This is a genomic window from Streptomyces sp. NPDC005722 (assembly GCF_040630935.1).
Classification (GTDB): Bacteria; Actinomycetota; Actinomycetes; order Streptomycetales; family Streptomycetaceae; genus Actinacidiphila.
In genome coordinates this window covers 1-24,972 of sequence record NZ_JBEXYN010000049.1, presented here as the reverse complement: position 1 = coordinate 24,972, position 24,972 = coordinate 1, and the positions used below count along the sequence as shown (strand labels likewise).

General features: G+C 74.7%; 18 protein-coding genes and 1 pseudogene. 6 read left to right on the top strand and 13 right to left on the bottom strand.

Annotated features, from left to right (window positions below):
- Window positions 1–153 precede the first annotated feature (153 nt).
- The 3 genes from eccE to ABZ479_RS35250 all read left to right on the top strand — a co-directional run bounded on the left by eccE (window position 154) and on the right by ABZ479_RS35250 (window position 5,323).
- A complete protein-coding gene (eccE, locus tag ABZ479_RS35260) occupies window positions 154–1,491 on the top strand; it encodes a type VII secretion protein EccE (RefSeq protein WP_500465364.1) in 1,338 nt (445 codons plus the stop codon).
- Window positions 1,491–2,336, top strand: coding sequence for a hypothetical protein (locus tag ABZ479_RS35255; RefSeq protein ID WP_500465363.1), 846 nt, complete (start codon window positions 1,491–1,493; stop codon window positions 2,334–2,336). The genes eccE and ABZ479_RS35255 overlap by 1 nt, the downstream gene beginning before the upstream one ends.
- 320 nt (window positions 2,337–2,656) lie before the next feature.
- Complete coding sequence (locus ABZ479_RS35250) at window positions 2,657–5,323, top strand: SCO5717 family growth-regulating ATPase (RefSeq protein ID WP_500465362.1); 2,667 nt, start codon at window positions 2,657–2,659, stop codon at window positions 5,321–5,323.
- Between the two features lie 78 nt (window positions 5,324–5,401).
- Here ABZ479_RS35250 and ABZ479_RS35245 read toward each other — a convergent pair whose 3' ends face one another.
- The 9 genes from ABZ479_RS35245 to rimP all read right to left on the bottom strand — a co-directional run bounded on the left by ABZ479_RS35245 (window position 5,402) and on the right by rimP (window position 18,365).
- Entirely contained in the window at window positions 5,402–6,358 is a 957-nt protein-coding gene (locus tag ABZ479_RS35245; RefSeq protein ID WP_499602082.1) for a bifunctional riboflavin kinase/FAD synthetase, read from the bottom strand.
- Between the two features lie 153 nt (window positions 6,359–6,511).
- Entirely contained in the window at window positions 6,512–10,141 is a 3,630-nt protein-coding gene (locus ABZ479_RS35240; protein ID WP_500465361.1) for a serine protease, read from the bottom strand.
- Between the two features lie 1,238 nt (window positions 10,142–11,379).
- Window positions 11,380–12,261, bottom strand: a complete 882-nt coding sequence (truB, locus tag ABZ479_RS35235) for a tRNA pseudouridine(55) synthase TruB (RefSeq protein WP_500465360.1) — start codon at window positions 12,259–12,261, stop codon at window positions 11,380–11,382.
- Entirely contained in the window at window positions 12,258–12,746 is a 489-nt protein-coding gene (rbfA, locus tag ABZ479_RS35230; RefSeq protein WP_500465359.1) for a 30S ribosome-binding factor RbfA, read from the bottom strand. The genes truB and rbfA overlap by 4 nt, the downstream gene beginning before the upstream one ends.
- 42 nt (window positions 12,747–12,788) lie before the next feature.
- The gene (locus ABZ479_RS35225; protein WP_431965611.1) at window positions 12,789–13,082 is read right to left on the bottom strand and encodes a DUF503 domain-containing protein; all 294 of its coding nucleotides are present in this window, start codon (window positions 13,080–13,082) and stop codon (window positions 12,789–12,791) included.
- A 144-nt stretch (window positions 13,083–13,226) separates the two neighbouring features.
- Window positions 13,227–16,337 (bottom strand): translation initiation factor IF-2, encoded by a 3,111-nt coding sequence (infB, locus tag ABZ479_RS35220; protein WP_500465358.1) that lies wholly within the window; start codon window positions 16,335–16,337, stop codon window positions 13,227–13,229.
- 154 nt (window positions 16,338–16,491) lie between these two features.
- Entirely contained in the window at window positions 16,492–16,773 is a 282-nt protein-coding gene (locus tag ABZ479_RS35215; RefSeq protein WP_500465357.1) for a YlxR family protein, read from the bottom strand.
- Window positions 16,774–16,851: 78 nt separating this feature from the next.
- Window positions 16,852–17,838 (bottom strand): transcription termination factor NusA, encoded by a 987-nt coding sequence (gene nusA / locus ABZ479_RS35210; protein WP_500465356.1) that lies wholly within the window; start codon window positions 17,836–17,838, stop codon window positions 16,852–16,854.
- 2 nt (window positions 17,839–17,840) lie between these two features.
- Window positions 17,841–18,365, bottom strand: a complete 525-nt coding sequence (gene rimP, locus ABZ479_RS35205; protein WP_499602093.1) for a ribosome maturation factor RimP — start codon at window positions 18,363–18,365, stop codon at window positions 17,841–17,843.
- Window positions 18,366–18,534: 169 nt separating this feature from the next.
- On the opposite strand from rimP, the gene ABZ479_RS35200 reads away from it, so the two are divergent.
- The 3 genes from ABZ479_RS35200 to ABZ479_RS35190 are packed head-to-tail and all read left to right on the top strand — an operon-like array spanning window position 18,535 to window position 20,488.
- Window positions 18,535–19,074 carry a hypothetical protein gene (locus tag ABZ479_RS35200; protein ID WP_500465355.1) on the top strand — a complete coding sequence of 180 codons (540 nt, stop codon included), beginning with the start codon at window positions 18,535–18,537 and terminating at the stop codon, window positions 19,072–19,074.
- Window positions 19,075–19,082: 8 nt separating this feature from the next.
- Complete coding sequence (locus tag ABZ479_RS35195) at window positions 19,083–19,529, top strand: ferritin-like domain-containing protein (protein WP_500465354.1); 447 nt, start codon at window positions 19,083–19,085, stop codon at window positions 19,527–19,529.
- Between the two features lie 23 nt (window positions 19,530–19,552).
- On the top strand, window positions 19,553–20,488 hold the full coding sequence (locus ABZ479_RS35190; RefSeq protein ID WP_500465353.1) for an aminoglycoside phosphotransferase family protein: 936 nt from the start codon (window positions 19,553–19,555) through the stop codon (window positions 20,486–20,488).
- Window positions 20,489–21,539: 1,051 nt separating this feature from the next.
- On the opposite strand, the gene ABZ479_RS35185 is transcribed toward ABZ479_RS35190, so the two are convergent.
- From ABZ479_RS35185 to ABZ479_RS35170, 4 genes and pseudogenes are all read right to left on the bottom strand, one after another.
- A complete protein-coding gene (locus ABZ479_RS35185; protein WP_500465352.1) occupies window positions 21,540–23,228 on the bottom strand; it encodes a proline--tRNA ligase in 1,689 nt (562 codons plus the stop codon).
- A gap of 70 nt (window positions 23,229–23,298) precedes the next feature.
- Window positions 23,299–23,832, bottom strand: a complete 534-nt coding sequence (locus ABZ479_RS35180) for a GNAT family N-acetyltransferase (RefSeq protein ID WP_499602100.1) — start codon at window positions 23,830–23,832, stop codon at window positions 23,299–23,301.
- Window positions 23,833–23,846: 14 nt separating this feature from the next.
- Window positions 23,847–24,692 carry a GNAT family N-acetyltransferase gene (locus ABZ479_RS35175; RefSeq protein WP_500465351.1) on the bottom strand — a complete coding sequence of 282 codons (846 nt, stop codon included), beginning with the start codon at window positions 24,690–24,692 and terminating at the stop codon, window positions 23,847–23,849.
- A 132-nt stretch (window positions 24,693–24,824) separates the two neighbouring features.
- Window positions 24,825–24,972, bottom strand: a pseudogene (locus tag ABZ479_RS35170) (flavodoxin-dependent (E)-4-hydroxy-3-methylbut-2-enyl-diphosphate synthase); the annotation flags it as partial.

The following is a 24,972-nucleotide window of genomic DNA, read 5'->3' as shown; positions in this document are numbered from 1 at the left end:
GCACCGTACGGTACGGGGTGGCGCGATCGACCCGCCAGCGGCACCCGGAGCGTCCCGCGCCGGCCGGCGAGCGGACGCGAGCGAGCGCTGGACGGCGCGGCACGCCGGCCACGCGGCACAAGTACCGGCAGAAGCAGAAGGGTTGTACGGGGGATGACCACGGCGACCAGGTCCCGGCGCAGTCCGGGCGACGAGCCATCGCAACAGCACGCAGGACCACCCGGGGACGGCCGCGGCGGCGCCTCCGCGGCGCGGACCGGGGCCGCGGCGCCGGCGATGACCCGCAGACCCGGGAGCATAGGCCCCGTGCGGGTGCAGCAGCTCGTGCTGATCGAGCTGGCGCTCGCACTGCTGCTGGGCGGCTGGCTGATCCACAAGGTGGCGGGGCCCGTGGTGGCCGCGGCCGTGGCCGTGCCGCTCGTACTGTTCGGGCTGCTGCGGCGGCGCGGCCGCCCGATGCCGGAGTGGATGGCCACCGGACGCGCGCTGAAGACCCGTCAGCGGCGCAACGCCGTCGCCGTCCCGCAGGGCACCGACCCCGGCTTCGTGCCGGTCGTGGAGTGCGACCCGGCGCTGCGCACCTACGGCTACACCGACGAGCGCGAGCAGCGCGAGATCGGCATGGTCGGCGACGGCACCTTCCTGACGGCCGTCGTCCAGGTGCAGGCGGTCGACGAGCCGCTGCGCCCGGCCCGCGGCATCCGCTCGCTCCCCCTGGACCTGCTGAACGACCTGCTGACGGTGGACGACATCCGGCTCGCGTCGGTGCAGGTCGTCCAGCACACCCAGCCCGCCCCCGCCCCGCACCTGCCCCCGCAGGCGGTGGCCGCACGCTCCTACGCGCCGCTCCAGGCACAGAGCCAGACGCCGGGGCTGCGGCTGACCTGGATCGCGATCAAGCTCGACCCCGAACTGTGCCGGGAGGCGGTGCAGGCACGCGGCGGCGGCATGGCCGGCGCGCGGCGCGCCCTGCTGCGGGCCGCCGACCACCTGGTGAGCCGGCTGGTGGGCACCGGGCTCGAGGCCCGGGTGCTGACCGAGCCCGAGATCATCGCCGCCGTGGCGACGTCGAGTTGCGTGAACCCGCTCGCCACCACCGGCGGTGCGGCCCTCGACGGCAGCCGCCAGGCGCGCCGTACCTCGGAGAGCGCACGGGCGTGGCGCTGCGACGACCGCTGGCACACCACGTACTGGGTCAGCCGCTGGCCGCACCTGGGCTCCGGAGCCACCGCGCTGCCCGACCTCGTCGGCCTGCTGACCTCCTCGCCCGCGCTGGCCAGCACCTTCTCGCTGGTCCTCGCGCCGGGCGGCAGTCGTTCGGCGCTGCTGTCGGGGTACGTGCGGCTGACCGGCCGCAGTGAGAACGAACTGGTAGAGGCCAGGCACCAGTTGGAGCGCCGTGCGACCGCGTCCCGGCTGGGCCTGCTGCGGCTCGACCGCGAGCAGGTGCCCGGCATCCTCGCCACGCTGCCCCTGGGAGGTACCCGCTGATGCCGGCTCCGACCGTTCCCGCCTTCGACGGCCGGCGCCCGGGTGCCGGCTCCGGCTTCCCCGGCGGCACCGAACCGCGCCCCTCCCACCTGCCGCAGGGCTCCGACCCGCGCGGCTCCTCCCTCGCCGGCGCCGGACGGCGCACGCTGCGCGCCGCGTTCGGACTGCTCGGGCCGCGCCGCGACCGGCACACCCTGGCACCCGCTCAGCTCGCCGGGCTGTCCCTGCCGATCGGTGACGACGGAGTCGTCATCGGGATCGACGCGTCCAACCAGCCCGCCGTGCTGGCGTTGAGCCGCCCCGCCCGCCTCGACGTGGTGCTGGTCGGCAGCATGTGGCTGGCGCAGGTGCTGTCGCTGCGCGCCGCCGCGACCGGTGCGCGGGTGGCGGTGGAGACCGCCCGTCCCCAGTCGTGGGCGCCGATGGCGCAGGCGGCCGGCGGCGGCCAGCAGTGCGTGACCGTGCACGAGGTGGGGCGGATCGCCCCGCAGGGCCCGTCGGTGCACAGCCCCGTCGTCATCGTCCGGGACTGCGGCGCCCGTCCGCCGCGCAGCCGGGTGGCGGCGCAGTCCTGGCAGTCGGTCATGACCCTGCTGCCGTACCTCGGGCCCACGGCGCCGCGGTTGCTCGCCGGCGCCGACGTGGTGGGGCTGCAGCGGGTCTCGCCGCAGGAGGCCGAGGTCATCGGCCGGGTCATGGGTCTGTCGGAGGCCGACGTGACGGCGCTGCCGACGCTCGGCGACAACGTGACCATGTGGTGCACGCGCAGGCACCGGCAGTTCGTGATGACGCAGCCCACCGACGCGGAGTCCGGCCTCCTCGGCCCGGCCCGGCGCGTGGACTGATCCGCGCGGCCCCCTCGGGGGTGTTCCGGCCGCTCTGGTGCCGCGGCGGTTTCCGGGCCGCGGCACGGGGCATGGGGCACAGGGGTCCCGGGATCCGCAGCGGTCGCGTCAACTCGTCGGCGGTGCGGCCCCCGTGCGGGGCAAACAGGGCATCACGCCGGCGTGCCCGTCGTGATGCCCACGGCGCTTGCCCTACCCGCGGGCCGGGTGATTAGGCTCTTCCGGTGAGCCGTGGCGGCTGCGCCGCGGGAACTCCGAGACGGGGGAAACGCGTCCGCCCCGACGGGTGGGACGCGTACATCAGTTGACCAGGAGGCACAGTGAGCAGCGATCAGGACGACATCCGCACGGGCGGGGCCGTCCCGGACGGGGATCAGTCCGACGCGGACCTCACGGGCGAGTTCCAGATCGACTACGCGCCGCCGTCCTGGTACACGCAGCAGGCCGGCGGAGGTCCCGCCACGCCGCCGGCGCCCGCCCCCGCCCCCGGTCCGGGTCCGGGTCCGGGTCCGGCGGTCAGCCCGCCGCCGCCCGTCGGGCCGCCGGTCGGGCCGCCGGTCGCCGCTCCGGTGAACCCGCCGCTCGGGCCGCCCGTGGGTCCGCCGGTCGGCGGGCCGGTGGCGCCCACGACGGCGGCCGCCCCCGAGGCGGCGGCACCGCAGCAGCCCCCGTCGCAGCAGCCGCAGCAACCGCAGGCCGAGCAACCGGCCGCGCCCGCCCCCACGGTGGCCCCGGCCGCGGAGGAGGAACCGCCTACTCCGGCGCCGGCGCAACCGCAGCCCGCGCCCGTGCTCCCCGACGCAGCCCGTGAGGCCGCGGCGGCGGCGGCGGCGGTCTTCGCCGACCCCGGGCCCGCCCGGCCCGAGGAACCGCAGCCGGCCGAACCGCGTCCCGCACAGGAACCCGCACCCGTCGCCGCCGAGGCATCGCCCGCCCCCGCGGAGCCGGAACCGGCGCCCCACCCGGCGCAGACGCCCGAGGCGCATTCCCCGGCCGCCCCCGAGCAGCAGGCGCAGGCCCAGCCGCCCGTCACCGCGCCGCCCGCCCCGGCGCCGCAGTCCCAAGTGCCGCCGCTGCCCCCGGAGTACCAGCCGGCCGCCCCGCAGGAGGCGCCGCAGCAGGGGTACGGGTACCCGCAACCGCCCCACCAGGGCGCGCCCTGGGGCGACCCCAACGCGCCCGCGCCGCAGCCGCCGTACGGCTACGGCTACCCCCAGCCGGTCCCGCCGCCGCACGGCTACGGCTACCCGCAGCCGAACCAGGGCGCGCCGTGGGGCGACCCCAACGCGCAGCAGCCTCCCCAGCCGCAGCCCCAACCGCCGTACGCGCAGCAGGGGTACGGCTATCCGCAGCAGGGGCCGGGCCCGCAGCAGCCGCCGGTCCAGCCCCAGCCGCAGCCGCCCGTGCCGCCGTACGGGCAGCCCGGCCCGCAGCAGCCGCCGGCTCCCGCGCCCGCTCCGGGCCCGTTCCCGCAGCAGGGGCAGCAGCCGATGCCGCCGTACGCCGACGGCACCAACCCCCCTCCGCCGCCGCACGGTTACGGCTACCCGCAGCAGGTGCCCGGCCCGTACGCCCAGCCCCAGCCGCCCGTACAGCCGCAACCGCAGCCGCACTCCCAGCCCCACCCGCAGCCGCCGGCCCCGCCGCAGCAGCAGCAACCGCAACAGCAGCCCACCCCGCCCGTGGACCCGCGCACGGCGGCCGGCTGGGGCGGCCCGGGTCCCGGCCAGGAGCAGCAGCAGCGCGTGATGCACGGCGCGCCGCTCGGCTACAACGCGGCCGTGGAGCTGTCCTCGGACCGGCTGCTGCGGCAGCAGCCGAAGGCGCGCAAGAACAACAACCAGCCCTCGCGCTTCAAGATCGGCGCCAAGAAGGAGGAGCAGGAGCGCCAGCGCAAGCTGGACCTGATCCGCACCCCGGTGCTGTCCTGCTACCGGATCGCGGTGATCAGCCTCAAGGGCGGCGTCGGCAAGACGACGACCACCACCGCGCTGGGTTCCACGCTCGCGTCCGAGCGCCAGGACAAGATCCTCGCCATCGACGCCAACCCGGACGCCGGCACCCTCGGCCGCCGGGTGCGCCGGGAGACCGGGGCGACGATCCGCGACCTGGTCCAGGCGCTGCCGCAGCTCAACAGTTACATGGACATCCGGCGTTTCACCTCGCAGGCGCCCTCCGGTCTGGAGATCATCGCCAACGACGTGGACCCGGCCGTCTCCACCACCTTCAACGACGAGGACTACCGCCGCGCGGTGGCCCTGCTCGGCCAGCAGTACCCGATCATCCTGACCGACTCCGGCACCGGCCTGCTCTACAGCGCCATGCGCGGCGTGCTCGACCTGGCCGACCAGCTGATCATCATCTCCACCCCGTCGGTCGACGGTGCCAGCAGTGCCAGCACGACCCTGGACTGGCTCGCCGCGCACGGGTACGCCGACCTCGTGCAGCGCAGCCTCACCGTGATCTCGGGGGTGCGCGAGACCGGCAAGATGATCAAGGTGGACGACATCGTCGCGCACTTCGAGACCCGCTGCCGCGGCGTCGTCGTGGTGCCCTTCGACGAGCACCTCGCCGCGGGCGCCGAGGTCGACCTCGACATGATGCGGCCGAAGACCAGGGAGGCGTACTTCCACCTGGCGTCGCTGGTCGCCGAGGACTTCGTCCGCGCGCAGCAGGCTCAGGGCGTCTACCCGCCCCAGCAGCCGATGCCGCAGCAGCAGGGCGGCTACCCGCCCCAGCAGGGACAGCAGCCGTACCCGCCGCAGCAGCCGATGCCCCCGCAGCAGGGGTACGGCTACCCGCAGCAGCCGCCGTACGGGCAGCCGGCGCCGCCGCCCCCGCCCGGCCAGGGCGGCATGCCCCATGGCTGGACCCAGCAGCCGCCCCCGCCGCCGCCGCAGGAAGCGCAGCCCGGCCAGGAGGCGCAGCCCGGACAGCAGCCCCCGGCTCCGGGGCAGGTCCCGCCGGGCTGGACCCAGCAGCAGTGACGGAAAAGGGCCCGTCCCGCCATCGTGGCGGGACGGGCCCTTTCCGTCGGGCTGGTCAGCGGCGCTCCAGCCGCGGGCTCAGTCGGTGGCGCCGTAGGCGTCGACCAGCTCCCGGGCGCGCTTGACGTCGTCCGCCATCCGCTCCAGGAGGGCGTCGATCGTGTCGAACTTCTCCATGCCCCGCAGGTAGGCGAGGAAGTCGACGGCGACGTGCAGCCCGTACAGGTCCAGGCCGACGCGGTCGATGGCGTAGGCCTCGACGGTGCGGGCGGTGCCGTCGAAGGTGGGGTTGGTGCCGACGGAGATGGCGGCGGGCATGGCCTCGCCCGCCACGTGCAACCAGCCTGCGTAGACCCCGTCGGCGGGGATCGCGGTGTGCGGCAGCGTCTCGACGTTCGCCGTCGGGTAGCCGAGGTCGCGGCCGCGCTGGGCGCCGCGGACGACCACGCCCTCGACGCGGTGCGGCCGGCCGAGGATCTCGCGGGCGCCCGCCACGTCGCCCTCGGCGACCAGGCGGCGGGTCATGGTGGACGAGAACGGCTGGCCGCCGCCCGCCTCGCCCGTCAGGTAGAGGTCGACGACGTCCACCTCGTAGTCGTACTTCAGCCCCATCGCGGAGAGGAACTCCACGTCACCGGCCGCCTTGTGCCCGAACCGGAAGTTCGGGCCCTCGACGACGGCCCGGGCGTGGAGCGCGTCGACCAGCACGGTGCGGATGAAGTCGCCCGGCGAGAGCTGCGAGAACTCGGTGGTGAACGGCAGGATCAGCAGGGCGTCCACACCCAGCTCCGCCATCAGCTCGGCGCGGCGGTGGTGGGCCGCCAGCAGCGGCGGGTGGCTGCCGGGGCGGACGACCTCGCTGGGGTGCGGGTCGAAGGTGACGACGACGGAGGCGACGCCCAGCTCGCGGGCGCGCTCGACGGCCCGGCCGATGATCAGCTGGTGGCCGCGGTGCACACCGTCGTACGAGCCGATGGTGACGACGCTGCGTCCCCAGTCCTCGGGGACGTCCTCCAGGCCTCGCCAGCGCTGCACAGTGACCGCTCTCCTCGACCGCCGATGGTTCTCCGATGTGCAGGTCCAAGCCTGCCATGCCGGGCCCCCCACCGGCGCGGCACCCCCGGTGACGGGGCCGTTCCGGATCCGCCGCGGGTCGTCCCCCGCCCGACCGCCCGGCCCGGGAGCCCGTCACAGGCCCACCGCCCGCGCGGGCGCGAGCTGGTCGCACATGCGCCGGGCGCTGGGGCCGATGACCGCGTCCCATGCCCCGGCGCCCGCGCCGTCGGGCCCGTCGGCGGCCAGCCATCCGCGCACCTGCCGGCCGAACCCGGGCGACCCGCTGACCAGCTGCACCAGCCGCCGGTCGAAGAGGGCCGCGCCCTCGGGCGTACGGCAGAGCAGCAGGCCGACCCGGTGCACCAGGTCGCGGGTCGCCGGGGCCGGCCGCCGGGCGCACCCGTCGGCGGCCGCGGTGAGCAGGGCGTCCAGCACCGCGGGGTCGCGCTCCTGCTCCAGCAGGACGTCCAGCAGCTCCCGGCGCAGCGGACGGGAGACCTGGCCGCCCGGCGCGGCCAGCACGGGCGCCAGCACCCTGCGCACCTGCGGCGGGTGCTCCCGCAGCAGGCCGGTGACGAGCGGCAGGAGCACGGCGCGGGCGGCCGGGCCGTGCTCCAGCCGGCGGTCGAGGTAGGCCGCCGCGTACCGGGCGTCCTCGGGGCGGTGGCCGAGGTGGTCCCACACCAGGGCGGCGGCCCGCCGCGCCAGCGCCGGGGTGCAGACCTCGGCCAGCTCGCGCAGCACCTCGGCGGCGCCGGGACCGGGTTCGCGCAGCCGGCGGTGGAAGGCGGCGAGCACCTGCTCGGGATGGGTGGGCAGGGCGGCGGCGAGCGCCGCGGCCGGCAGCAGGGCATCGCCGGCGGAGAATCCGTCCAGGGCGGCGGCCAGGTGGAGGGAACGGGTCGCCGGGTCCCGCACGAGGAGGCCGAGCGCGGCACCGTGCAGGGCGCGGTCGGCGGGTCTGGCCAGGATCGCCAGGGCCGCGTAGCGCAGCAGCTCGCGGTCGGCGGCGAGTGCGGCGTGCGGGGCGGCGAGCAGGCCGTAGGTGGCGGCGTCGGTGTGGCGCTCGGGCCGGTCGTCGTGCGCCCAGCGGTCGACGGCGCGGCACACGGCGGACGGCTCGTCCTCGGCGAGGGCCGCCAGCAGTTCCCGGGAACGGGCATGGTCCGTGGCGGCCAGGGCCTCGGTGAGGTCGTCGACCGCCTGCCGCCGGTGGGTGTGGAGCAGGGCCTGCGCCGCGGTGGCGACCGTCGGCCGGGGGCCGGAGGGCGCGGACTGCAGCAGCCGTTCGTCGGTGAACCAGTCGCACAGCGCGGGCAGCGACGGCCGCGGAGCACCGGTCAGCACCTCGCCGGCCGCCGTCAGGAACCGCTCGCGTGTGCCGTCCGCGGCGCGCGGCGGCCCGTCGGCGGGGAGCAGCAGCCGCAGCAGGGCCAGACGCTCCTCCGGGGGAAGCCGCAGCCGCCGCCAGAACCACGGGCCGAACTCCCCCAGCCCCGCGCCCTCGTGGAAGCCCCCGGCCTCGATGGAGCGGGCGGTGACGCGTTCCGCCAGCAGCCGCAGCACCTCCCGGTACGGTGTGGCGTCGGGCACCGTGAGCAGGGTCTCCCCCAGCAGATGCGCCGCCCACCACACCGCGTCCGCGCGCCGGACCGCCGGCCGCCCGCCGTCGCCGCGCGGCAGGACGCCCGCGGCGCCGTGGGCCGTGGGCACGGCGGCGTCGCGGTCGAGCACGAGGACGAGTTGCCGCAGCCTGCGGACGAGGGTCTCCGGCCCTGAGCGGCGCGCGGTGAGCAGCAGTGCCTGCACGACGGGGCCGATGCGGTGCCGGGGCACGGGCAGGCAGCGCGGCACGGAGGGCGGGGCCAGCGGCGGCGCGGGCGGGACTGGTGGCACGGCGCTGTGCCACGGCTGCGCGGCGGCCCGGGCGGGCAGGCGCACGGGGGCCTCGGCGCTGCCGTCCCGGTCGCCGGCCGACCAGCGGTGCACGAGGGCGTACAGCGCCTCGTCCAGGTCGAGTTGGCAGCCCTGCAGCCAGTCGCCGAACTCCTCGTGCGCGAAGCGGTACCCCGCGCCGGCCGGTACGACGAGCCCCTCAGTGAGCACCGCCGCGGCCCACCCGGAGCGCCACGGGAACAGCTCCTCGAAGGAGGTGCGGTCCAGTTCGCCCTGCCCGGGGCCCAGACAGCGCCTGGCCGCCTCGTGCGCCTGCCCGGCGACGCGGGCGGCCAGCCGCCGCACCTCCGGGGCCCGCGCGGGGGGCGTGGCGGTCGCGATGCGGTCCGCGATCCGCAGGCACAGCAGGTCCAGATGGGCCGAGAACACCTCCGCCCGGCCCGGCCGTCCCATGAGACCGCCGCCGGCGGCCCGTACCTCCGACAGCAGCCGCAGCGCCAGCGGATGCGCCGCGTCCTGCTCGGCGAGGGCGCCGGCGGGCAGTCCGTGGCGCTCACGGACGAGCCGCGCCGGTTCCTCCGGCAACGCGCCGAGGCGCAGGCACGCGGGCAGTGCGCGGGCGCCCGGCGGGGTTCCGGCGTCATGGAGTACGCCGGGCGGGAAGAGCGCCCCGGCCTGTTCCCAGTACTCGGGGCGGCAGGCCACGATCAGCCGCGCACCCGCCGACCGCAGCCAACTCGCCGTCTCAGCCGCCCACTCGGGCAGCGCGTGGGCGAGCACCGGCGGCATCTCCTCGGGGGCGTCCAGCACGACGAGCAACGGCCGCCCCACGGTGCGCGCCAGGCGGGCGACCGCATCGGGGGACGCGTCGGCCGGCGCGTGCTCCGGCGCCGTCCCGGCGTGCACGATGCGCCCCGCGGCGGCCAGCGCCCGCTCCACTGCCTCCCGCAACCCGGCGTCCCCCGCCCGCAGTTCGGCCCCGCGCAGCCACACCGTGGGCGCCGGGTCCGGACCGGCGGCACGCCGCGCGGCCAGCACCTCCAGCTCGGTCGTACGCCCGCTCCCGGGGGCGCCGACCAGCCCCAGCACCGGGGCGCACCCCTCCCCCGTGAACCGGGCCAGCTCCGCCTCCGTGTCCGGCCGTACGACGGCCTCCCGCCAGGCGCGCGGCCGGGCCGCGGAACCGACCGAGGTCGCGGTCAACTGCAGCGCCCCGGCGATGTTCAGATGCGGCCCGTACGCGGGCACGGTCGCCGCGTTGCGCGCCAGCGCCTCCCCGAGCACCCCGCCCTCGGCGGGGGCGCGCAACGGCACCGCGAATCCGCCCGCGCGCCGCCCCGCGTGCATCGCCGTCACCAGGACGCCGTGCACCGCCCCGGTCTCGGCGTCGATCACCGGCTCCCCGGAGGCGACCGCGCGCAGCGGCTCGTCGTCCCCGCGCGCGCCGGCCAGCTCGTACGCCGCGTCGAGCAGGTGGAAGCGGTCCGTCGCGGTGTACGTCACCGGAGCCGTCCCCGCGATCGTGGCCTCCACCCAGCCCGCGCCGCGCAACCGCACGGCCCGCCCGGGCCCCGCGGTCCGCGCGAACCCCGCCACGGGCAGCGGCGGCACGTCCAGCCCCTCCGTCGCCACGAGCGCGAGCCCCAGCTCCGGCAACGGCGTGATCGCGTGCACCTCGACGAGGGTCGTCTGTTCCCCGTGCGCGTGCAGCACGAGCCGGACGAGGCCGTCCACGGCCTCGTGGCTCGTCACGAGCGTCCCGCGGCCGTCCCGCGCCTCGACGAGGAACCCCGTCCCCCGCGGCCGTCCGGCCAGGTCACGAACGCGCACCAGCGCCCTGTCGACATCGGCGGGCAGCTCCGCCATCTGCGCACCTCCCCGCCACAGTGCCCGTTTCGACCGTAGACGTCCGTTGATCGACAGAACAGATCCCATGTCGAAAGCGCCCCCGAGCGCTCCCTCTCTTCACTCCGAGCGCCTGCCCGTTGGAGTGAATCGATCTTGCGGGGTGGATAGGGACGGGGGGAGGGGGGATCGTGCGGCGCGGGCCGCCAGGGGGGAGGGCCCGCGCCCACGCTCACGCGCTTGCGGCCCGGTTGTTGTGCGCGGCCCGGTTGTCGTGTACGGCTCGTCTGCTGCCCGGTGGTTGTGTGCGGCGCCGTTGCGCCTGCGGCGGGCTGTCTCCCGCCCGCCCTCCCGCCCTCCCCCAGCCTTCGGCCGGGGGTGCCCCCAACTCCCCCACCCCCTGCGTCTCGACAGCGACCGCCGTCTCGCGCCCTTCGGGCGCAAATATGCTGGCTGCGGGTGGGAGGGTGGCGGTCCGGGGCCGGTCTGCAGTCTGCGGCCCGGTGGTCGGCTGGGGTTCAGGCGCCGGAGCGGGGCCGGTTGTTCGTCTGGCTCGGGTCTCGTTACCGTCCGCGGGTATAGATGGCCGGTGACCACGCCCACTCATCGTGGGTGGCGCGCCCGCCGTAACCGGCGCCTGCGGGTGCTTCCCCGATCCGACATCGGGCTCTGTTCCGACGTCCATACCGTCGAAAGCGGGCCCGATCTCGCCCGGCTCAAAGATCGGGCTCTCTTCCGACGGCCATGACGCTGAAAGCGAGCCCGATCTCCCGCCGACCGCCCAGGCAGCACCCCGAAGCACCCGCAGTCGCGGGGCCGGGTGGTCAGAAGTCAGTCCGGGGGCACCGCACGTGTCCGACGCACCCCTCACCGGCTGTCATCGCCCACGCAAGAACGGCGCCCGCCCAACGGGATGGACGGCGCCCAACGCAGACATGGGCGGCAACCCCGGCCTGCCTCCGTCCCCCCACCGGCCGTAATGCGGCCACACCGGCCGGAGGGGGTGTGTCGGGGTGCTCTCCCTGGCCGAAGGCTGGGGGAGACGAGCGGCGCCCGACGATGCCGGGGTAAACCGCGAGCGTTCTGGGGGTCCCCCCGGCCGAAGGCTGGGGGAGTGCGCCGGCGCGGCCCCGACCCCACACAAAGGTGCGCAGGCCCGCGCTGACCGCGCCGGGCAATCGGGTGGGAGGGCGGGGGACAGCCCGCCGCAGGCGCAACGGACCCGCACACAACTACCAACCCGGTCCGGAAGCGGAGCGTCAGCGCAGGTTGGCCAGGATCCGAGCCTGCCCCTCCCGCGCCTCCACCAGCGCCAAAAACTCCCCCTCCGGCCCGAACACCGCCGTCGGCACCGCCCCCAGGGACGGCGGCGCCTCCAGCCGCACCCCGTTCCCGAGCAACCGCGCCTGCCGGTCGTCCACGTCCCACCGGGGGAACGCCGCCGCCGCGGCCTCCCCGATGGGCAGCACCGCGAACGCCTCCGTGAGCTGCTCCAGCGTGCGGGCGAGGTCGGCCCCGTAGGGCCCGACACGGGTGCGCCGCAGCGCGGTGAGGTGGCCGCCGACGCCGAGCGCGGCGCCCAGGTCCCGGGCGAGGGCCCGGATGTACGTGCCGGAGGAGCCCTCGACCGTGACGTCGACGTCGACCACGGCTCCGCCCTCCAGCGGGACGTGCCGGACGTCCCGCACCACGAACGCCGACACGGTCACCGGCCGCGCCGCCAGCTCGAAGTCCTCGCCGCCGCGCACACGGGCGTAGGACCGGACGCCGTCGACCTTGATCGCGCTCACCTTGGAGGGCACCTGCATGATGTCCCCGGTCAGCGGCACGATGCCCGCGTCGATGGCCTCACGGGTGACCCCGTCCGCGGGGACCGAGGCCGTGACCTCGCCCTCAGCGTCGTCCGTGACCGTGCTCCGGCCGAGCCGGATGGTCGCCTCGTACTCCTTGCGGGTGAGGGCGAGGTGCCCGAGCAGCCGGGTGGCCTTCTCGACGCCGATGACGAGGACGCCGGTGGCCATGGGGTCGAGCGTGCCGGCGTGTCCGACGCGCCGTGTCCCGGCCAGCCTGCGCAGCCGGGACACGACGTCGTGCGAGGTCATCCCGCCCGGCTTGTCGACGATGACAAGCCCGTCCTTCATCGTGCGCCGTCCTCCGCCTCGGACCCGCCCTCGCCGGCGTCCTCGCCGTCGCCCTCGTCCTCGTCCTCCGCCGGCTTCCGGTAAGGATCGGCCTCACCCGCGTACGTGGCGTCCGTGGCGGTCTTGCGGACCTCCTCGTCGGCCAGCCGCGCCTTGGCGAGCAGGTCCTCGATCGTGCGCGCGTTCTCCGGGACCGCGTCGGCGACGAACGTCAGGGTGGGCGTGAAGCGCACGCCGGTCTGCCGTCCGACCTCCGAGCGGAGGACGCCCTTGGCACTCTCCAGAGCCGCCGCCGAGGCGGCCCGCTCCTCGTCGTCACCGAAGACCGTGTAGAAGACGGTCGCCTCCCGGAGGTCACCGGTGACCCGGGTGTCCGTGATCGTCACGTAGCCCAGCCGCGGGTCCTTGATCCGCCTCTGGAGCGTCTCCGCGACCACGACCCGGATGCGGTCCGCCAGCTTGCGCGCCCGCGCGGTGTCGGTCATGCGTGCTCTTCTCTCTTCTCTTCACGCTTCGGTACGTGAGTGTCAGTCGTCGTCCCCGTGCACCTGCTGCCGCGCCGACAGCAGGTCCACCTCGGGGCGCGAGGCCATCCAGCGCTCGCAGCGTCCGAGGACGTCCTTGATGTGCCCGAGGTCCCCGGACACGACCGCCACGCCGATCTCGGCCCTGCGGTAGAGGTCGTGGTGGTCGACCTCGGCGACGCTCACCGCGAACTTGCGGTGGAGCTCGGCCACGATGGGCCGGATGACGGACCGCTTCTCCTTCAGCGAGCGGACGTCGCCGAGAAGCAGGTCGAAGGACAGCGTCCCTACATACATGGGCATCAGGTCAAGCCGACCTGTGGGGCCTCGTAGTGAACGGTGCGGACACCGTGAACAGCAATCACCACAGTAAAGGCAACGGCCGGGGCCGATCGACGGAATATTCCCTCCGCCAACCGGCCCCGGTCAGGTGTACCTCGATCAGACGCGAGGCTTCTCGCGCAGCTCGTAGGTCGCGACGACGTCGTCGATCTTGATGTCGTTGTAGTTGCCGAGGTTGATACCGCCCTCGAAACCTTCACGAATCTCGGTGACGTCGTCCTTGAAGCGCCGCAGACCCTCGATCGTGAGGTTCTCGGCGACGACCTTGCCGTCACGCAGCAGGCGCGCCTTGGCGTTGCGTCGGACCTCGCCGGAGCGGATGAGCACACCGGCGATGTTGCCGAGCTTGGAGGAGCGGAAGACCTCGCGGATCTCGGCGGTGCCGAGCTCCACCTCCTCGTACTCGGGCTTGAGCATGCCCTTGAGCGCCGCCTCGATCTCGTCGATGACCTGGTAGATCACCGAGTAGTAGCGGACGTCGACGCCCTCACGCTCGGCCAGCGACGTGGCGCGGCCCTCGGCCCGCACGTTGAAGCCGATGATGATCGCGTCGGAGCCCGCCGCCAGGGTGACGTCGGTCTCGGTGACCGCACCGACACCCCGGTGGAGGATGCGCAGGTCCACGTCCTCGCCGACGTCGAGCTGGAGCAGCGAGGACTCCAGGGCCTCGACCGAACCGGACGCGTCGCCCTTGATGATGAGGTTGAGCTGCTGGACCTCGCCGGCCTTGAGCACCTTGTCCAGGTCCTCCAGGCTGACCCGGCGGCGGGACTTGGCGAAGGCCGCGTTGCGCTCGCGGGCGGCACGCTTCTCGGCGATCTGACGGGCCGTACGGTCCTCGTCGACCACCAGGAAGTTGTCGCCGGCACCCGGCACGTTCGTCAGACCGAGCACCAGGACCGGGGTCGAGGGGCCCGCCTCGTCGACGGTGTTGCCGGTGTCGTCGAGCATGGCGCGGACACGGCCGTACGCGTCGCCGACCACCATGGTGTCGCCGACCCGCAGGGTGCCGCGCTGGACCAGGACGGTCGCCACGGCGCCGCGGCCGCGGTCGAGGTGGGCCTCGATCGCGATGCCCTGGGCGTCCTGCTCCGGGTTGGCGCGCAGGTCGAGCGCGGCGTCCGCGGTCAGGACCACGGCCTCCAGGAGGCTGTCGATGTTCAGGCCCTGCTTGGCGGAGATGTCGACGAACATCGTCTCGCCGCCGTACTCCTCGGCCACCAGGCCGAACTCGGTGAGCTGACCGCGCACCTTCGTCGGGTCGGCGCCCTCGACGTCGATCTTGTTGACCGCGACCACGATCGGCACGTCGGCCGCCTTGGCGTGGTTCAGCGCCTCGATCGTCTGGGGCATGACGCCGTCGTTCGCCGCCACCACGAGGATCGCGATGTCGGTGGACTTGGCACCGCGGGCACGCATGGCGGTGAACGCCTCGTGACCGGGGGTGTCGATGAAGGTGATCGCCCGGTGCTCGCCGTTGACCTCGGTGGCCACCTGGTACGCACCGATGTGCTGGGTGATGCCGCCGGCCTCGCCCGCGACCACGTTGGTCTTGCGGATCGCGTCGAGGAGGCGGGTCTTGCCGTGGTCGACGTGACCCATGACGGTCACGACCGGCGGACGCGCGACGAGCGCTTCCTCGCCGCCCTCGTCCTCGCCGAACTCGATGTCGAAGGACTCGAGGAGCTCGCGGTCCTCCTCCTCCGGGCTGACGATCTGGAGGGTGTAGTTCATCTCGTCGGCGAGCAGCTGCAGCGTGTCGTCGGAGACGGACTGGGTCGCGGTGACCATCTCACCGAGGTTCAGCATCACCTGGACGAGCGACGCCGGGTTGGCGCCGATCTTCTCGGCGAAGTCGGTCAGCGAGGCACCACGGGAGAGGCGCACGGTGTCGCCGTTGCCGCGGGGCAGCAGCACGCCGCCCACGGACGGGGCCTGCATGGCCTCGTACTCCTGGCGCTTCGCCCGCTTCGACTTGCGCCCACGGGCCGGACGGCCACCGGGGCCACGGCCGAAGGCGCCCTGCGTGCCACCGCGGCCACCCGGGCCACCGGGACGACCGCCGAAGCCGCCGCCACCGGGACGGCCGGCGAAGCCGCCGCCACCGCCACCGCCGGGGGCACCGCCCGGACGCGGACCGCCGAAGCCGCCGCCGCCACCGGGACGACCGCCGCCGCCACCGCCACCGGGACGACCGGCGAAGCCGCCGCCACCGCCGGGACGACCGGCACCGCCGCCGGGACGCGCGCCGGGGCCGCCGCCGGGACGACCGGGACCGCCCGGACGACCCGGGGCACCGCCGGCAGCGGGACGCTGCGGCATCATGCCGGGGTTCGGACGGGGACCGCCGCCCTGCGGACGGGGCATGCCGCCCGGGGTCGGACGCGGACCGCCGGAGGCGGCACCGCCACCGGGACGCGGAGCGCCACCCGGACGGGGACCGCCGGCACCCGGGGCGCCACCGGGGCGCGGGCCGGACTGGCCGGGGGCACCACCGTGGCCGCCGCCGGGACGCGGCGCCTGCGGGCGCGGCATGCCGGTGGAGCCGGAGGTGAAGGGGTTGTTGCCCGGACGGGGACCGGCCGGACGCGGGGCGCCCGGACGCGCGGCCTGGCCGCCGGGACGCGGGGCACCGGGGCCGCCCTGGCCACGGCCGCCGTCACGCTGACCGGGACCGGAGGGACGGGTGCCGGGACGCGGGCCGGGGGCACCGGGACGACCGCCGGAGGGGCGCTCGGCCTGGGCCGGACGCTCCTGGGCGGCGGGACGCTCCGGGGCCGGGGCCGGCGGGGCGGAGAACTCCGCCTGCGGCACCGGGGTGACCGGGGCGGGCTTGGCCGGGGCCGGCTTGGGGCCGGGGGTCGGGCGCGGGCCCGGCGCGGCGCCGCCCGCGGGCTTGGGGGTGGTGGGGGCAGGTCCCGCGGCCGGCTTCGGGGCCGGGGCAGCGGGACGGGCCGGCGCACCCGGAGTGGGGGTGGCCGGCTTTGCGGGCGCGGCCTTGCGCGGCGCCGCGGGCTTGGCACCTGAGGGCTTGGAGGCGGAACCGCCGCCGGGGCCCTGCAGTGCGTCAGTCAGCTTGCGAACAACCGGCGCCTCGATCGTCGAGGACGCCGAACGGACGAATTCGCCAAGTTCTTGGAGCTTGGCCATGACGACCTTGCTCTCAACTCCGAACTCCTTGGCGAGTTCGTATACCCGGACCTTAGCCACTTCGCTCCTTCATGAGGTCCGGGGTGGTCGTCCGCCGGACCGTCGCTACTTCATGGGCGTACTCATCGCGTGCTCATCGAGTGCTCATCGCAATCTCGACCTACTTCCAACTCGCGGGGTACTGACCGCACGGTCGCCCGAGCGGTCTTCCTGCCTACTCACGGTGTGCCTGCTCGACGTACCCGCGGAGGTCCGCGGTGTCCAGCGGTCCCCGGGCCCGGAAGGCCCGCGGGAACGCCCGGCGGCGGACCGCCAGGTCGAGACAGACGGTGTCGGGGTGCACATAGGCACCCCGACCGGGCAGCGTACCGCGAAGATCGGGAACACAGGACTCCCCGACCACCGCCACACGCAGCAGAACATGCTTGACCGCCCGCTCCCTGCACCCGATGCACGTGCGCTCCGGGCGTGCTGGGCCATGCGTCCGGCCAGACATCCTTAGTCTACCTCCCCGCGCCGACCTCACCCCTCCGGGTTATTCGACGCACGGTTGTTCTTCCGTCACCCGCGGGTGCTACTGCTCGGCCTGCTCGGTGTCCGGCCGGATGTCGATCCGCCAGCCCGTGAGCCGTGCGGCCAGGCGTGCGTTCTGCCCTTCCTTGCCGATCGCCAGCGACAGCTGGTAGTCCGGCACGGTCACCCGCGCGGAGCGGGCGCCCATGTCGACGATCTCCACCTTGCTCACCCGAGCGGGTGACAGGGCGTTGGCGACCATCTCCGCCGGGTCGTCCGACCAGTCGACGATGTCGATCTTCTCGCCGTTCAGCTCGGCCATCACCGCGCGCACCCGGGCGCCCATGGGGCCGATGCAGGCGCCCTTGGCGTTCAGCCCGGAGCGTCCGGAGCGGACCGCGATCTTCGTGCGGTGGCCGGCCTCGCGGGCGATCGCGGAGATCTCGACGGAACCGTCGGCGATCTCCGGGACCTCCAGCGCGAAGAGCTTCTTCACCAGGTTGGGGTGGGTCCGCGAGAGCGTCACGGACGGACCGCGCACGCCCTTGGCCACCCGGACGACGTACGAGCGCAGCCGGGTGCCGTGCTTGTAGTCCTCGCCGGGCACCTGCTCCTGCACGGGCAGGATCGCCTCGAGCTTGCCGATGTCGACCAGGACGTTCTTGGGGTCCTTGCCCTGCTGGACGACACCGGTGACGATGTCGCCCTCACGTCCGGCGTACTCGCCGAAGGTGATCTCCTCCTCCGCGTCCCGCAGCCGCTGCAGGATGACCTGCTTGGCCGTGGTCGCGGCGATCCGCCCGAAACCGCTGGGCGTGTCGTCGAACTCCCGGGGCTCGGCGCCCTCGGGGGTCTCCGACGGGTCCTCCTTGGCCCACACCGTGACGTGCCCGTTGGTGCGGTCGAGCTGCACGCGCGCGTTGCGGCGGCTGCCCGGCTCGCGGTGGTACGCGATGAGGAGCGCCGACTCGATCGCCTCGACCAGCAGGTCGAAGGAGATCTCCTTCTCCCGGACCAGACCCCGCAGGGCACTCATGTCGATGTCCACGGCTACGCCTCCTCAGTGCTCTCGTCGCCGTCAGTATCGGCACCGGCCGGGTCCTTGCGACTGAATTCGATCTCCACCCGCGCCTTGGCGATCTCGCCGAAGGCGACCCGGGCGGGCTTGGGCTTCCGTCCCTTGACACCTGGGACCTCCAGGTCGAGCCCTTCCTCGTCGACCGCGAGGATCCGCGCGACCAACTGCTCGCCGCCGGCCGTCGTCAGCTTGACCAGCCGGCCCTCGTTGCGCCGGAAGTGGCGCGGCTCGGTGAGCGGACGGTCCAGGCCCGGCGAGGAGACCTCCAGCAGGTACGCCGCCCCGCCCATGGCGTCGGCGTCGTCGAGTACCTGCGAGATCTCCCGGCTCAACTCGGCGATCGTGTCCAGCGGGGCACCCTCGTCGGAGTCCACGATCACCTGGAGCTGCCGACGGTTGCCGGCCGCGGTCACCTTGACCTCTTCCAGTTCGAGCCCCGTCTTCACGACGAGCGGCTCGAGCAGCGCGCGCAGCCTCTCGCTCTGGGTGGTGCTCATCCGGGTGACTCCTCGGCCGCGTGTGCTGTTGTGATGGAAGGTCGTGTGTCGGGCCAAAGCCTATCGGTTCAGGTCCCGGAACGACGATTCGGCGCCGCGGAGGGCGCCGTCACGGCCGTCGGCCGCCACGCGGGTACCCTCACGTGAGGTGATCACGGGAAGGGGCACTGTGCCGCTCAGCAACATTCCCCGCCGGCGCGCGGTCCGCGCCGCCCTCGTCCTGCCGGCCGCGGCCGGACTGCTCGGCGGATGCTCCGACGGGACACGGCCCGAGGGGACCTCCGCGAAGGGCTCGCCGTCCGCCGACGCGAGCGTGACGCTGCGCCGGCGGGCCGCCCGGGACAGCGCGGCACTGCTCGCGCGCTACGACGCCACCATCACGGCGCACCCGGACCTGGCGAAGCGGCTGCAGCCGCTGCGGGCCGAAGTGGCGCGCCACGCCGAGGCGTTCGGTCCGTCCGGGCGTTCCGCGTCGCCGTCGCCCTCGGGAACCGCGGCGCCCTCGCCATCCGCGTCGCCGTCGCCTTCGGCCTCCCCGTCCGTCCCCGCGCGGGCCGGGGACGCGCTGTCCGCGCTGGCGGCGGCCGAGCGCACGCTCGCCGACGCCCGGACCGCCGCGCTCCTGGACGCGCCGGCCGAACTCGCCCGCCTGCTCGCCTCGGTGGCCGCCTGCGGCGCCGGGCACGTCCTGCTGCTCAAGGAGCACTGACCCGACCCATGGCACAGCAAGCGCTGCTCAAGGCCGTCCAGGCCGCACTCTCCGCCGAGCACGCCGCGGTGTACGGCTACGGCATCGTCGGCGCCCGCGTCGGCGAGGAACTCGCCCGGCAGGCCCAGCAGTCGTACGACGCGCACCGCGCCCGCCGCGACGCGCTGCGCCGCACCGTCGGCGACCTCGGCGGCGAACCCGTCGCCGCCGAGCCCGCGTACGCCCTCCCGTTCGACGTGCCGGACCGCGCGGCGGCCGTGCGGCTCGCCGCGGAACTGGAGGACCGGGTCGCCGGGGTCTACGCGGACCTCGTGCGCGCCGCCGACGCCGATCTGCGCCGCGGGGCGGCCGACGCGCTGCGCGAGGCGGCGGTCCGCGCCGTGCGCTGGCGCGGGGGGAGCGTAGCCTTCCCGGGGCTGGCCGAACGCGAGCGGACGGCCGCGGAGAAGGTTTAGCACCAGGAGGGACGTACCCACGCATGGCCTCGGCACCTCAGCCCCAGCACCTGGAACCGCCCGAGCGGCTGGTCCGCACGGTCAGCGCCCGGGAGGGCGAGGCGGGCCGCGCCTGGCTCGCCGGCCTCCCCGAGCGCGTCGCGGACCTCCTCGCGCGCTGGGAACTGCGGCCCGAGCGCGTCCTCTCCCCCGGCGGCCGGACCAGCATGGCCGTCCTCGTACGGCGGGCCGACGACACCCCCGCGACCCTCAAGGTCGGCCTCGTCACGGACGAGACCCGGCACGAACACGCCGCGCTCACCCGCTGGGACGGCCGCGGCGCGGTCCGCCTGCTGCGGGCCGACCCCGACGCGGGGGCGCTCCTGCTGGAGCGCCTGCACCACGACGTGTCGCTGCGCTCGCTGCCCGAGCAGAAGGCGATGCTCGAGGCGTGCGCCACCCTGCAGCGGCTCTGGGTCCCCCCGGGCGAGGGTCACCCGTTCGTGCCCGTCGCCGAGCACACGGCGCGCCTGGCGGCGCTGCTGCGGGAACGGCGCGAACAGCCGTACGTGCCGGACGACGCCCGGTCGCTGGTCGACGAGGCACTCGCGGTCCGCGACGAGTTGTGCGCGGACGCCCCGGGCGAGGCGGTGCTGCTGCACGGCGACTACCACCACGGCAACGTGCTCGCCGCGGACCGCGTGCCGTGGCTGGCCGTCGACCCCAGGCCGCTGGCGGGCGAGCCCGCGTACGACCTGGCGTGGCTCGTCCGCGACCGCCTCGAGACGCTGGTCGCCACGCCGGGCTCGCAGTCCGCGGCCCGCCGCAGGGTCGCCAAGCTCTCCGACTCCCTCGACACCGACCGGGACCGCGTCCGCGGGTGGGCACTGTTCCGCGCGGTCGAGGCGGGGGTGTGGGCGTTCTCCGTGGGGGACCGTCAGACCGGCGAGTTCTTGCTGGAGTTCGCGGCCTGGCTGTAGCCCCCGGGTCCCCGCGTGCGGGTCTTACGTGGCTGGGGTTGGGTTTCTCCCCCACCCTCCCACCCTCCCGCCCTCCCCCAGCCTTCGGCCGGGGGTGCCCCCACTTTCCCCACCCCCTCCGTATCGACAGCGACCGCCGTCTCGCGCCCTGCGGGCGCAAAGATGCTGGCTGCGGATGGGAGGGTGGGCGGCCTGCCTTGTGTGCAGTGTGCGGCCCGGTGGTTGGCTGGGGTTCAGGCGCCGGAGCGGGGTGGGTTGTTCGTCTGGCTCGGGTTTCGTTGCCGTCCGCGGGTATAGATGGCCGGTGACCACGCCCACTGTTGGTGGGTGGCGCGCCCGCCGTAACCCGCGTCTGCGGGTGATTCCCCGAACCGACATCGGGCTCTGTTCCGACGGCTATACCGCTGAAAGCGGGCCCGATCTCCCGCCCTACCGCGAGACCGCGCCCCGAAGCACCCGCAGTCGCGGGGCTGCGTGGTCAGAAGTCAGTCCGGGGGCACCGCACCTGTTCGACGCACCCCTCACCGGCTGTCATCGCCCACGCGAGAACTGCGCCCGCCCAACGGGAGGGACGGCGCCCGACGCAGACGTGGGCGGCAACCCCGGACTGCCTACGTTCCCCCCACCGCCGTAATGCGGCCACCGGCCGGAGGGGGAGACGAGAGGTGGGATTCGGTGCCGAATGATGCGGGCTTGAACCGCAGGGCCGCAGGGGGTCACAGGACGGTCCGGGGCGCCTCCGGACCGCCTCCATACCCCCACCGGCCGTCGTGCGCCCATACGACGGGAGGGGGTGTGTCGGGGTGCGCCCGGAAACGACGAGCGGCCAAGTGCGGTGCCGAATGATGTGGGCGTAAACCGCGAGCGTTGAGGACGTGCGCCGGCGCGGCCCCGACCCCACAACGACGTGCGCAGACCCGCACCAATCGCGCAGGATGGGGGTCCCCCCGGCCGAAGGCTGGGGGAGGGCGGGAGGGTGGGAGACAGCCCGCCGCAGGCGCAAACAACCCGCACACAACAACCGGCCGCAACCACAACCCACCCGCACCCGCTACGCGGAAAGGCGCGCCACCGCATCCCCCACGGACAGCTCCTCCCGCTCCCCGGACCGCCGGTCCTTCACCTCGACGACCCCGTCCGCGGCGCCCCGCCCCACCACCAGAATCGTGGGCACCCCGAGCAGCTCCGCGTCCGTGAACTTGACGCCCGGGGAGACGCCCGCGCGATCGTCGACGATGACCCGGACCCCGGCGGCGTGCAGCCTCTCCGCGACCTCGAGGGCCAGCTCCGTCTGCAGTGCCTTGCCCGCCGCCACGACGTGGACGTCCGCCGGGGCGACCCCGCGCGGCCAGCACAGGCCCTGCCCGTCGGCGGTCTGCTCGGCGAGCGCGGCGACGGCGCGGGAGACTCCGATGCCGTACGAGCCCATGGTGACCCGGACGGGCTTGCCGTTCTGGCCGAGGACGTCGAGCCCGAAGGCGTCGGCGTACTTGCGGCCCAGCTGGAAGATGTGGCCGATCTCGATGGCCCGGTCCAGCTTGAGGCCGGCGCCGCAACGCGGGCAGGGGTCGCCGGGCTCGACGGTGACGACGTCGAGGTACTCGTCGACCTCGAAGTCGCGGCCGCAGACGACGTTGCGGGCGTGCGTGTCGGGCTTGTTGGCGCCGGTGACCCAGGCCGTGCCGGGGGCGACGCGCGGGTCCGCGAGGTAGCGGACGCCGGTGAGGCCCTGCGGGCCGACGTAGCCGCGGACGAGGTCGGGGCGGCCGGTGAAGTCCTCGGCGGTGACGAGTTCGACCTCGGCGGGGGCGAGGTGCTCCGCGAGCTTGCCGAGGTCGACCTCGCGGTCGCCGGGGACGCCGACGGCGACGATCTCGCCGTCGACCTTGACCAGCAGGTTCTTCAGGGTGGCCGAGGCCGGCACGCCGAGGTGGGCCGCGAGGGTCTCGATGGTGGGGGTGTCGGGGGTGTCGACCTCCTCCAGCGGCGGGTGCGCGGCGCCCTCGACGGGGGGCACCACGGTGGTGACGGCCTCGGTGTTGGCCGCGTAGTCGCAGGCCGGGCAGTCCACGAAGGTGTCCTCGCCGGCGGAGGCGGGGGCGAGGAACTCCTCGGAGGCCGAGCCGCCCATCGCGCCGGAGACGGCGGAGACGATGCGGTAGTCGAAGCCGAGCCGCGAGAAGATCTTGATGTACGCCTCGCGGTGCAGCCGGTACGCCTCGGCCAGCCCCTCGTCGGTGGTGTCGAAGGAGTAGGAGTCCTTCATCTGGAACTCGCGGCCGCGCAGCACGCCGGACCGCGGCCGGGCCTCGTCGCGGTACTTGGTCTGGATCTGGTAGAGGATCACCGGCAGGTCCTTGTAGGACGTGCACTGGTCCTTGACGACCTGGGTGAAGATCTCCTCGTGCGTGGGCCCGAGCACGTAGTCCGCGCCCTTGCGGTCGCGGAGCTGGAAGAGCAGGTCGCCGTACTCGTTGGCGCGGCCGGTGGCCTCGTAGTTCTCGCGCGGGAGCAGCGCGGGCAGCAGGACCTCCTGGCCCCCGATGGCGTCCATCTCCTCGCGGACGACGCGGGCGACGTTCTCCAGCACGCGCTTGCCGAGCGGCAGCCAGGTCCACACCCCCGCGGAGGAGCGGCGGACGTATCCGGCCCGGACCAGGAGTTTGTGGCTCGCGGTCTCGGCGTCGGCCGGGTCGTCGCGCAGCGTCTTGAGCATCAGCCGGGACATGCGCAGGACCATGGGGCTCTCCAGGGGGTTTCGTACCGTTCCGCCGAGGATATCGAGCCGTGGCGCGCAGCCGGAAACGCGTTTACCGGGCGAGCGGGAGGTGGGCGCCCATGACGGCGTAGGGGCTGGCGGCGCTGGGGAAGTGCACGGGCCGCGCCAGGTCGGTGTAGCCGAGGGCGCGGTAGAGCCGCCGGGCCCGGCTCTCGGTGTCGATGGCGGACAGGATGCTGCGGGGTTCGTCGGCGCCGTCGGTGATGGTGGTGATGAGGGCGCGCCCGATGCCGCGACCCTGGAAGTCGGGGTGGACGTGCAGTTCGGTGATGGTGAAGGAGTCGTCGAGCCACGCGTCGGTGCCGGTGCGCCGCAGGTAGGGCTCGACGACGGTGGACCACCAGTGGGTGCGGCTGTTGGGCATGCCGTACACGAAGCCGGCGAGCCGTCCGTCGGGGGTGAGCGCGCCGAGCGAGCGGACGCCGGGGAAGCAGAGGTGCCGCAGCACGATCTGCCGCCGGATGGCGACCTCCTCCGCGCCCAGTCCGAAGGCGACCGCCTGGACGGCCAGTGCCTCGTCCACCCGTGCCGTCAGGTCGATCGGCTCTACCGCCACGTCCTCCATGGGCGGCGACACTACTAGAACAGGACGCTCATGAAGGCGCCGACCTCGGTGAAGCCGACGCGGCGGTAGGCGGCGCGGGCGGGCGCGTTGAAGTCGTTGACGTAGAGGCTGGCCACCGGGGCCACGTCGCGCAGCGCGTAGTGGAGGACGGCGGCCATGCCGGTCTCGGAAAGGTGGCGGCCGCGGTACTCGGGGGCGACCCAGACGCCCTGGATCTGGCAGGCGTGCCGGGTGACGGCGCCGATCTCCGCCTTGAAGACGACCCTGCCGTCCTCGATGCGGGCGAACGCGCGGCCGGCGCTGACGAGTTCGGCGACGCGGGCCTGGTAGATCAGTCCGCCGTCGCCGGCGAGCGGGGAGACGCCGACCTCCTCGGTGAACATGGCGACGCAGGCCGGCATGATCACGTCCATCTCGTCGCGCCGGACCCGCCGCACGTGGGGGTCGGGCTCGACCTGGGCGGGCAGTACGCGGGTGACCATCAGCGGCTGGTGGGCGCGGACCTCGCGGGCGGGACCCCAACTGGGTTCGAGCAGCGACCACAGTGCGGAGGCGGCGGGGGCGGGCCCGACGATGGAGGAGCAGCGGCGTCCGGCGCGCAGGGCCCGCTCGGCGAAGGCGCGGACGGCTTCGGGGCCGGCGCTGATCGGGACGAGGTTGGCGCCGGCGTAGCAGAGCGCCTCGAGGCGGCCTCCGGAGTACCAGCCCCACATCTCGCCGCCGAGGCGCCAGGGGTCAAGGCCTGCGACGGCGACCCGGGAGGCGACGAAGGCGTTGGCCACCGGGTCGCGGTCGAGCACCGCGAGGGCGGCGTCGAGTTCGCCGGGTTCCATGACCTTGGTCGTCGTGGTCGTCAACACGTGGGGCGCCTCACCGTACGGGCCGCAGCGGTCGGGGGAAGTCCCCGAACCTTACCTCGCGAACGCGTGTTCCGCCCGGGCCGGCCCGTATCCCGGACCGCGGGGGTCCGGGACGCGGGTGCGGCCGGTGGTTCAGCTGACGGAGACGGAGGGCTCGCCGGAGGTGACGCCGTCGGCCTCCATCTGCTCGGCGAGCTTCATGGCCTCTTCGATGAGGGTCTCGACGATCTTCGACTCGGGGACGGTCTTGATGACCTCGCCCTTGACGAAGATCTGCCCC

What these genes read in the sequence shown, in the direction of transcription:
- eccE (WP_500465364.1), top strand. Translation starts at nt 154, where the DNA reads ATGACCACGGCGACCAGGTCCCGGCGCAGTCCGGGCGACGAGCCATCG.
- ABZ479_RS35255 (WP_500465363.1), top strand. Translation starts at nt 1,491, where the DNA reads ATGCCGGCTCCGACCGTTCCCGCCTTCGACGGCCGGCGCCCGGGTGCC.
- ABZ479_RS35240 (WP_500465361.1), bottom strand. Translation starts at nt 10,141, where the DNA reads ATGGCGGAGCTGCCCGCCGATGTCGACAGGGCGCTGGTGCGCGTTCGT.
- truB (WP_500465360.1), bottom strand. Translation starts at nt 12,261, where the DNA reads ATGAAGGACGGGCTTGTCATCGTCGACAAGCCGGGCGGGATGACCTCG.
- rbfA (WP_500465359.1), bottom strand. Translation starts at nt 12,746, where the DNA reads ATGACCGACACCGCGCGGGCGCGCAAGCTGGCGGACCGCATCCGGGTC.
- ABZ479_RS35225 (WP_431965611.1), bottom strand. Translation starts at nt 13,082, where the DNA reads ATGTATGTAGGGACGCTGTCCTTCGACCTGCTTCTCGGCGACGTCCGC.
- ABZ479_RS35215 (WP_500465357.1), bottom strand. Translation starts at nt 16,773, where the DNA reads ATGTCTGGCCGGACGCATGGCCCAGCACGCCCGGAGCGCACGTGCATC.
- rimP (WP_499602093.1), bottom strand. Translation starts at nt 18,365, where the DNA reads ATGAGCACCACCCAGAGCGAGAGGCTGCGCGCGCTGCTCGAGCCGCTC.
- ABZ479_RS35195 (WP_500465354.1), top strand. Translation starts at nt 19,083, where the DNA reads ATGGCACAGCAAGCGCTGCTCAAGGCCGTCCAGGCCGCACTCTCCGCC.
- ABZ479_RS35190 (WP_500465353.1), top strand. Translation starts at nt 19,553, where the DNA reads ATGGCCTCGGCACCTCAGCCCCAGCACCTGGAACCGCCCGAGCGGCTG.
- ABZ479_RS35185 (WP_500465352.1), bottom strand. Translation starts at nt 23,228, where the DNA reads ATGGTCCTGCGCATGTCCCGGCTGATGCTCAAGACGCTGCGCGACGAC.
- ABZ479_RS35180 (WP_499602100.1), bottom strand. Translation starts at nt 23,832, where the DNA reads ATGGAGGACGTGGCGGTAGAGCCGATCGACCTGACGGCACGGGTGGAC.